This is a genomic window from Streptomyces aidingensis (assembly GCF_900112355.1).
Lineage (GTDB): Bacteria > Actinomycetota > Actinomycetes > Streptomycetales > Streptomycetaceae > Streptomyces > Streptomyces aidingensis.
In genome coordinates, this window is sequence record NZ_FOLM01000002.1 from 253,019 (window position 1) to 261,517 (window position 8,499).

Consider the following 8,499-nt stretch of genomic DNA (forward strand, 5'->3'; position numbering starts at 1 on the left):
CCTTCAAAGTCCGCAACGACCAGCTGGTCGCCTCCCTCAACCGGCAGATCGCCGGGCCGGCATCACCGACGGCGCAATCGTCTCGCTCATCGGGGTCGCCCAGGACTGAGGAATCTCGCGTTTTCCGGACAGGGATGTGACCGGTTATTTCATGAAGCGAATCGGAGGCACTGATGGTCGGCGTGCGCCTCGCGTGGAGGGCGATAGCCAATGGCCGAGTGGAGACGTCTGGGATTGTTCCAGTGTTCGATAACCGGTTATTATCCCGACGGGCTGACTCTCGGGTGAGATAGGCCACCCGAGGTCCTCGTTCGCCCTTGAGCGCTTCGATGAAAGACTCGGGCCATGGCATTGTAGTAGCAGATTTCTACCCGGCTGGCGAAGTCCCATAATGCGAGACTCCGGAGAGCGAGCCGAGCATTCGGCGATATATGCGAATCTCGCCCTCGCGCACCTACCGCCGCGATATGAAGATTGACCCACACTTGCCCAAAGAATTCGCCTACCGCGCAGAGGTGCCCCCTCGGTCAGCAAGACTACGCTCGCCCAGCACCATGTCAATGAACGTTTGAGACTTTGGAAATCCTTCACGGAGCGCCCGGTTGAGAGCCTTCCTGGCAAAGGTTTCAGCGTCTCTTTTCCCAGCGGTGATCTTCTCGGCCTCCGGATACTTACCTCCATGCACAAGGATACTGCGGAGGTTATAAAGGTTACCCATCCGCTTATAGACGTCCTGGCGCTCCTCTACCGTTGATGCGAGGTAGTGCGCCCCGTGGACCTTAAAGCGATAGCTCAAGTCAGAATGTCCAACCTGGCTGTCATTGGGAGCAGAACAGCTTCGAGTGAAATAACGAAATCCAAGAGCGCTTCAACGTCGCTCTCCTTCGCCATGCCCAGCTGGTACCGATGTAGCGCTAGATGCGGTCCCGGTATTCGTGCCGTAGCGCAGCGAGAGCCCGGGCGTAGCGGGCCTGCCGTACGGGGTCCGGGCTGCGGCCACTCCGGCTTCGATCTCGGCCACGGTGATCACGCTCAGGAAGCGATTGGGCCGGGCCGTGGGCCGGAACCAGCAAGGACGCGCGGGTCGGGCTTCGCCCGGGTCGTCAGCTCGGCAACGAGATTGGTGTCAACAGGTAGATCACTCGGCGTCCGTCCGCGCGTCATAGGAGCGGGCGCCGAACTCCAGACCTTCGAAGGGCCGGGAGAGCAGGAACTCCTCGAAGCCGTCGTTACTCAGGGTCACCCAGCGGTGCAACATCTCCGGAAGTGCCTCGATCTCCGTATCGGCAAGCTCTGCGTCGAAGTGCCGGCGCTGGTCCTCGGGCAGGGACTCCCGGATGTCACGGATGGTCCGCAGCGGATTCGACGACGGGGGCGGCGGGTGAGGCACACCGCTCGGGGCTGTGGTCATCGGCTTCGCCTCCGCTTGATCATCCGCCTACTGCTGCTGGTTCCAGGCTACGGGCTCACGCCCGCCTGCCCACAGATTCGGGCGAGCGAGAGGCACGCCGGCCCGGCGGCAGACCGGCACGGATTCGGCACACACGAGGGCGGGGACGGCTGAGAACTCACGGGAACGGGGGAGGAGGGATTCCGCAGGTCAGGTGCCTTGATGCCGGTGTCTGGGCAGGTCACGGGCGGCGGCGGGAAGAACTCTTGAAGCGGGGGTGTCGCAGGTTCGAATCCTGCCGGGGGCACTGGTTGACGACAGATGTGCGCAGGTGAGGCCGGGATGCCCCGGCCTCACGGCCGTTCGGGCGCGTATGCAGACTGGTCCGGCGGGGTCGGGCAACGGACTCCCGTCTCCCGGATTTCGCCCAGATGATCAACGCGCAAGGTGCGTTGTCCATCGCAGTGGGCCTTATGGACGCCGAGCATGACATACTTGAAGTATGGCAACACGGAAGATCACCATCACCGTGCCGGAAGAGCTGGTGGAGTCGATCAAGGAGCGTGTCGACGCACGCGGAGTGTCCGGTTACATTGCGGCGGCCGCCGCCCACCAGGACGCCATGGACCGGCTGCGCGAACTGGCCGAACGCCTCGAGGAAGAACACGGCGCCGTAACCGACGACGAGCAGCAAGCCGCGCTGGACCGCATCGCCGCCATCGACGGCTGGCATGACGAGCAGGACTCGCAAGCGGAAGAGGCCGCGTGAGCCGCACTGCCCGAGCGAAGGTGCACCGGCCCAGGCAGCGCGTCTTCGTGTTCGACTCCGAGGCTCTCTCCAAGGCGGTACAGGGGGACCGGGACATGGTCGCGTTGATCAAGACGGCTCCACGGCTCGACATCCCGATCGTCACCTCGGCGCTCACGACCCTGGAGGCATGGAACCCGCGCGAAGGGTCGAGGCAGGCGCTGTGGAGCTGGACGCTGTCCCGGATTCGCATCGTGCACACGGACGACCAGGTGATCAGCCTGGCGCGCGACATGCTCAAGGCAGCCGGCCTGCACGGGCACAAGTACGCCATCGACGCCGTCCTGGCGGCCGTGGCCGGGCGGGAATCCGCGCAAGGGGCCCAAGCGACCGTCTTCACCTCCGACACCGACGACATGGGGCAGCTCCTCGCCGGCCACTCCGTGCGAGTCGAGAAGGTCTGACGAAACGCCCGCATCTCATCTTGGCCACTCCCCCGAGCGAACCACGCCTCCGCCGGACGACGCCCGCCGGCACACATTCAGCACACACCGGAACGGGAAACACCGGGAACGCGGGGAACCACCGAGGAGTGGTTGCGCAGGTCAGGCACTCCGCGGCCATCATCAATGCTGGTCAGCGGCCTTGCCGGAGGAAACTGCCAAAGCGGTGTCGCAGGCTCGAATCCTGCCGGGGGCACCAGAACACGAAGATGTGAGCGCAGGCAGAGCCGGGGGGTGCCCCGGCGCCACGCTCGTTCTCGCGGAACCTTCGGCCCACTCTCCCCACGCTCTCTCCCGGGGTGAGCAGCGGGAGGCGATCCGGTGCGCACTCAGCCCAGCACGGCGTCTACGACAGTGGCGAGCCCGGTGACGAGCAGAGCCAGTAGGGCGAGGCAGCCGACTGCGCACGCGGCACCGGCAAAAGGGCTCTCCTTGGGGCCGTCCCCGTCCCGGCCGGGACGGGGACGCCTGTAGGGCACGGACTCGCCGCAGTCACGTTCTGCCGCGGCATGCAGGGACCGGAGACGAGCAGCCGCCGTTGGTGTGGAGAGCTCTTCGGCGCTGCCGGCCCAGCGGAGCGACCACAGGCGCTCCCTGGGTGAAGGGAAGAGGGCCTCGAACGCGGCGGTCTCATGGGGGTCCCGGAGCTCGGAGAGGTAGTTCCAGCGGCCGGCCTGGGCGGGCTCGCCCAGCAGCCGGTAGACATGCGCGAGTTGTTCGCGAACTTCGAGGTCGCACGGATACGTGCCCATGAGCCCGTGCAGACGCTGCCGAGCTCGGAGCGCGCCGGCGAGGTCTCCGGCGGCGGCCTCTGCGGCCGCGGTGCGCAGCGTCCTGTCTCTCGGCATGGCGGCATTGTGCCGGGTGACCGTATGTGCGCCCGCGCCGCCCACACCCAGACAAGCGGGAGGTCCGGTGCCGACCAGCCAACGAGTTCCCCTGTCTCCTGGGCCACGCGGATTTCACGTTCCTCTGTGGAGCGGCAGACCTCGCAGCTCTGGAAGACTCCAGGCGCGCTGGGAGAGCCGGACAGCCGGACACCGTCGGCCCCGGCCACTCCGGACACCACAGTCCGGGCAGCGTCACCCGGCGGGGTGGGCCGGCCTTGGTGACGGCGATGGCCAGGCGCACTGAGATCTACGTTTATGCAGGTCACGGGGCCGGGACGGAAAGAAACTCCTCTCCTCCCAACGGATCGGTGTCTGCTCCGTCCGGGCAGCCCCCGAAGACCGCATCCTCAGCGGCGGGGCACGGCGGCCAGGCCGGCCAGCCCGAGCTGCCAGTTGAAGGCGAGCATCACGGCGACGATCGTCAGCGGCGTCACACAGGCGGAGATGAACGGCGCCAGCAGGTGCGCGATCACGCCCATCGCCCGCAATACGCCCTGGCTTGCGAGGACGGACACCTCGCCGGTGCGGCCGGGCCGGTACCAGCCGATGGGCAGCCGGGCGAGGTGTTCGCCGAGGCGCTCGTACATGCCGTGCAGCATCGTCGTGCCCACGCGGAAACCGGAGCGGTCGCTGATGTACCGCAGCACCGCACAGACCGCGACCGCCGCGCCGAAGGCGGCCAGCCAGGGCAGGGCGTCCTCGGGTGTGGTGCCGAAGAGCGCGCGCAGCACGGGCACCAGCAGCGCGTACGACAGTCCCTCGGCGAGGGCGGCCGCCGTCATCAGGGCGACGGTGCGGCGCACCGGCCCGGCGTACCCGGGGCCGAGCACACGCAGCAGCGTGCTGATCATCGGGCCTCTTTCCCTTCCATGGCACCGGCTTCCACGGCACCGGCGTGGATCTTCCAGAATTCGGCGAATGCGCCGCCCCGCGCCAGGAGTTCCGCGGTCGTGCCCCGCTCCACGATCTCGCCGTCGCGCAGCATCACGACGGTGTCGGCGCCGGCGATCGTCTCCAGGCGGTGGGCGATGACCAGCGTCGTCCGCTGCTCCCGGGACTGCGCCAGCGCCGCACGCACCGCCCGCTCGGTCTGCGGGTCGGCGAAGGCGGTGGCCTCGTCGAGGACCAGGACGGGGGTGTCCGCGAGCAGGGCGCGGGCGATCGAGACGCGCTGCGCCTCGCCTCCGGAGAGGCGGGCGTCCTCGCCGATCACCGAGTCGTAGCCGCGGGGCAGTTCCCGTACGCGGTCGTGGATGACCGCCCGGCGGGCGGCGCGGACAACGGCGTCGCGGTCGGCGTGCGGGACGGCGAGGGCGATGTTGTCCGCGACCGAGGCGCGCAGCAGCCGGACGTCCTGGAACACGAAGGACACCCGCCGGTACAGCTCCTGGCTGCCCACCTCACGCAGGTCGACGCCGCCGAGGAGCACGGAGCCGTGCGTCGGGTCGTGGAACCGCGGCAGCAGCTGCACCAGCGTGGACTTGCCGCTGCCGGACGGCCCGACCACGGCCGTGATGGTCCCCGGCTCCAGCACCAGGTCGATACCGCGCAGCACCTCGCGCCCGCCCCCCGCGCCCCCGTACCCGAAGCGGACGTCCCGCAGCTCCACCCGGTGTCCCTGGGGCGCCACCGGCCGTACGGGCTCGGGCAGCGACGGCTCGGCGAGTACGTCCCGGATGCGGCCGACGGCGCGCCGCGCGGCCTGCAGGTCGTCGAAGCCGTGCCCGAGCGCGGCCACGGGCGCGGTCAGCCCGAGGCCGAGAAGCAGGAAAGGCAGCAGGTCCGCCGGGGCGAGCCCGCCCCCGGTGATCCGGTACGCGCCGCCGGCCAGCACCGTCAGCAGCACGAACGGCGGCGACAGCGCCACCTGCATCCCGGCGGCGACCCCGGAAAGACCGCGCACCATCCGGTAGAAACTCCGGGTGAAGTCGCCCACCGCGGTACGGAACCTGCCGTGCGCCCGCTCCGACCCGCCGAACGCCTTCACCACCGCGATGCCCTGCACGAACTCGACCACCGACGCCGAGATCCGCCCCATCGCGGCGTCGAACTCCTGCTGCTCGCGCAGCCGCGCGGGGGTCATCATCAGCGGCACCAGCGCGACCGCCAGCAGCACGGGGATCAGCGTGATCAGCGTCAGCCGCCAGTCCACCGTGAGGAGGTAGCCGAGCGAGACCAGCGGCACCACGAAGGCGGAGACCAGCTCGCCCGGCGTGTGCGCGATGAGCGGGTGCACGGCGCTGACGTCCTCGCCCACCAGCTTCGCCAGCTCCCCGCTGCGCCGCCGCGCCAGCCGGCCGATCGGCACCCGCCCTAGCCGCGCGGCCAGTTGCCGGCGCAGCGACAGCTGCACCCGGGTGTCGAGGAGGTGTCCGGCGCCGGACGAGGCGGCCGTGAACAGCAGCCGCACGAGCAGCCCCGCCGCACCCGCGAGCACGACGTTGCGCACGTGTCCTTCGTCGGCCGGCCCCTGCGCCAGCAGCGTACGGCCGAGCTCGACGACCGCGAGGAGCGGCGCCAGGCCGGCGACGGCGCCGATGACCTGCAGGACGACGACGGCGGCGAAGCCGCCCGCGTACGGGCGCAACAGGCGGGCCACGCCCGGTGGTGGCGGCGCGGTGGTACCGGTGGAAGTCATGCGCCCACCCTGGCCGCGGCCGCGGCCCGCTGGATTGAAGAAATGTTCCGTCCCGGCGGGCCCGTAGCATGGACGCATGTCAACTGCCGTGCGTCGGCGCGTCGCTGCCCCCGTGTGGCAGGTCACGCGCCCGGCCCGGCCCGGCCGCGTACCCGGTGTCGTCCTGGCGGGGCTGCGCCACCGCGGCCCGGCTCCGGTCGACCACCGGCTCGACCCGCACCCCGTGCTGACGCTCGCGCTGGCCTGCGGCGAGGCCGCACTCGGCATCGACGAACCGACGGGGCGGCAGCACCGCGGCAGCATGGTCACCGGGCTCGGGTTCGGCACCGGCGGTGCGGCGCGGGTGCGGGCCGCGAACCGGGCCGCGAACGTCGAGTGGATGCAGGTGCGCCTGTCCCCCGCCATCGCGCGCGCCGTGCTGAGCGTGGGCCCTGCTGAGCTGGAGAACTCCGTGGTGGCCCTGGACGACCTGTGGGGAGAGCGGCGGGCGGCCCGGCTGGGCGAGCGGCTGGCCGGGACCGCCTCATGGGAGGAACGTTTCGCACTCGTCGAAGCGTTCCTCGCCCGGCGGACCGCCGCGGGCCCCGCCATCGAGCCGGAGCTGGCCTGGGCCTGGGACCGTATCGTCGCCGGGCACGGCCGGGTGCGGGTCGAGGAGCTGGCCGACGAGCTGGGCTGGAGCCGCAAGCGCCTGTGGTCCCGCTTCCACGCGCAGCTCGGCCTGCCTCCCAAGCGCGCCGTGAAGCTGGTCCGCTTCGACCGGGCCGCCACCCGCCTGGCCGGGGGCCAGGCGGCGGCCAGGGTCGCGGCCGACTGCGGCTACGCCGACCAGTCGCATCTGCACCGGGACGTCGTGGCGTTCACCGGCGTGACCCCCGCGACCGTGGCCGGTCAGTCGCTCGTCGCGACGGCCGACTTGGCGTGGGTGGACCATGTGCCACGCCTCTCGGCACGACGGGGCGATGCCCCAGCCTCCCGTTCCGGCGGGGCCGCACCGGCCACCGCCGCCGGCCTGCGGAGATACCCGACGTGGGCAGGTTCCCGGGCGGAGTCCGCGGATGTACGGTCCGGTCACCGGCGCCGGCAGCCCGCTCACGCCGCCGATGCGGGCGACTCCGGCTGACGGCGGCTTCACGGGACCGTGCGATCCGGGCATCGCGCGCGAAGGACCCCTCGTCGTCCCGGGGTGGGGTACCGGTGGCACCGTTGCCGCCCGGTGTCGCCCGGAGGGGCGCTGGTGCTGCCCCGCGGGCGGGTTGGGCACCGCCGGGTTTGAGGCCATGATCGAAGAGGCGACTGGCTCGCCGAGTGGATCGAGACGTACCGTCACTGGACCGGCTGAGGCAGGGCACCCCACACCTCACGGGAACCGGCCTGTCCGGGAGGGCTGAACATGGCTGACCCGGTACAGGGCACGCATCAGGGTGGCGGCGAACCGTCGCTGACCGACCTCATCGAGCGCAGTGCCGAGTTGAAGGAGCAGCTGGTCGCCTTCGGGCGGAGCACCCGCTTCGACCGGTGGTTGACGCCCCTCCTGCTTGAGGCCGCAGGGCCTGAGCGGAGCGGAAGCTGGACGAGGGCGAGGCGATCCGGACCATCGACCACTTCCTCCTGCGGTACCGCCTGCCGGACGGTTCGACCGTGGTGGACGGGTTCGCCGCAGGACGGAAGGGCTTGACCGCAGTCGACCGGGAGATGCTGCTCGGCTGGCGGGAGCCGGTGGACGGCATCTTCGAGGTCCAGCGCAAGGAACATAAGGAAGGGATGCGCTCGTCCTGCTGAATCTGGTCGACGACCTGGAGTACCGCACGTACTCGAACGCCGGTCGGGCGGCGTTCCGCGGCGTGTCCGAGGGGAGCTTCCTCCACACCTGCCTGGTACCGGTCCACTCGGCGGGCGGGGCGTGGCTGGTATCCGGGGCGGTGAGGAGCTACCCCGAGTCCAGCGCCAGCGAGATCGCCCAGGCCGCTCTCCACCTGGCCACCAGCCGGCCCGAACTGGTTTTCCGCAATCCCGAAAAGCTTGAGCAGGGATGGCAACGGATGCGGGAGGACCGGGCCGCGCTCGTCGAGTTCTGCGGCGGCGACGAACTGGTCCTTCCCCCTGCCGAAGGCGAGGAGCTCCTCAACGCCTACTACCGCCACCGCCATGAGACCGCCGTCACCGGACAGCCCGGGCCGAGCCCGGGGCAGACGGCCACCCGGCCCGGACCTGCCGTTTCACGAGATGGACCCGGTGACCATCCCCGCGGGTGCGGGGAGCAGGGCGTCGGCCTGTGTGCGTCCTACCGGCTGCCGGGACCATCCCCGCGGGTGCGGGGAGCAGCGCCG

Annotated in this window: 7 protein-coding genes; 3 read left to right on the plus strand and 4 right to left on the minus strand. The window is 70.4% G+C overall.

All coding sequences use genetic code 11. The annotated features are described in order from the left end of the window. Positions 1-1,138: 1,138 nt before the first annotated feature. Positions 1,139-1,411: a hypothetical protein gene (locus BM242_RS05690; protein WP_093837549.1), complete on the minus strand. Its 273-nt coding sequence runs from the start codon at positions 1,409-1,411 to the stop codon at positions 1,139-1,141. Positions 1,412-1,892: 481 nt separating this feature from the next. On the opposite strand from BM242_RS05690, the gene BM242_RS05695 reads away from it, so the two are divergent. Beyond that, positions 1,893-2,159, plus strand: a complete 267-nt coding sequence (locus BM242_RS05695) for a hypothetical protein (protein ID WP_093837550.1) — start codon at positions 1,893-1,895, stop codon at positions 2,157-2,159. Continuing rightward, positions 2,156-2,602: a hypothetical protein gene (locus BM242_RS05700; RefSeq protein WP_093837551.1), complete on the plus strand. Its 447-nt coding sequence runs from the start codon at positions 2,156-2,158 to the stop codon at positions 2,600-2,602. Before BM242_RS05695 ends, BM242_RS05700 begins: the two co-directional genes overlap by 4 nt. A 368-nt stretch (positions 2,603-2,970) precedes the next feature. Here BM242_RS05700 and BM242_RS05705 read toward each other — a convergent pair whose 3' ends face one another. From BM242_RS05705 to BM242_RS05715, 3 genes are all read right to left on the minus strand, one after another. After that, positions 2,971-3,489: a DUF6584 family protein gene (locus BM242_RS05705; RefSeq protein ID WP_139238271.1), complete on the minus strand. Its 519-nt coding sequence runs from the start codon at positions 3,487-3,489 to the stop codon at positions 2,971-2,973. Positions 3,490-3,878: 389 nt separating this feature from the next. Next, positions 3,879-4,382, minus strand: a complete 504-nt coding sequence (locus tag BM242_RS05710) for an ABC transporter transmembrane domain-containing protein (protein ID WP_217652375.1) — start codon at positions 4,380-4,382, stop codon at positions 3,879-3,881. Further along, complete coding sequence (locus tag BM242_RS05715; RefSeq protein ID WP_093837553.1) at positions 4,379-6,169, minus strand: ABC transporter ATP-binding protein; 1,791 nt, start codon at positions 6,167-6,169, stop codon at positions 4,379-4,381. The genes BM242_RS05710 and BM242_RS05715 overlap by 4 nt, the downstream gene beginning before the upstream one ends. Before the next feature lie 76 nt (positions 6,170-6,245). Between BM242_RS05715 and BM242_RS05720 the strand changes: the two genes are divergently transcribed. Beyond that, the gene (locus tag BM242_RS05720) at positions 6,246-7,292 is read left to right on the plus strand and encodes a helix-turn-helix domain-containing protein (RefSeq protein WP_093837554.1); all 1,047 of its coding nucleotides are present in this window, start codon (positions 6,246-6,248) and stop codon (positions 7,290-7,292) included. Positions 7,293-8,499 lie beyond the last annotated feature (1,207 nt).

Excerpts from the sequence above, each read along its gene's own strand:
- BM242_RS05690 (WP_093837549.1), bottom strand. The coding sequence starts at position 1,411 with ATGACCACAGCCCCGAGCGGTGTGCCTCACCCGCCGCCCCCGTCGTCG.
- BM242_RS05695 (WP_093837550.1), top strand. The coding sequence starts at position 1,893 with ATGGCAACACGGAAGATCACCATCACCGTGCCGGAAGAGCTGGTGGAG.
- BM242_RS05705 (WP_139238271.1), bottom strand. The coding sequence starts at position 3,489 with ATGCCGAGAGACAGGACGCTGCGCACCGCGGCCGCAGAGGCCGCCGCC.
- BM242_RS05710 (WP_217652375.1), bottom strand. The coding sequence starts at position 4,382 with ATGATCAGCACGCTGCTGCGTGTGCTCGGCCCCGGGTACGCCGGGCCG.
- BM242_RS05715 (WP_093837553.1), bottom strand. The coding sequence starts at position 6,169 with ATGACTTCCACCGGTACCACCGCGCCGCCACCACCGGGCGTGGCCCGC.
- BM242_RS05720 (WP_093837554.1), top strand. The coding sequence starts at position 6,246 with ATGTCAACTGCCGTGCGTCGGCGCGTCGCTGCCCCCGTGTGGCAGGTC.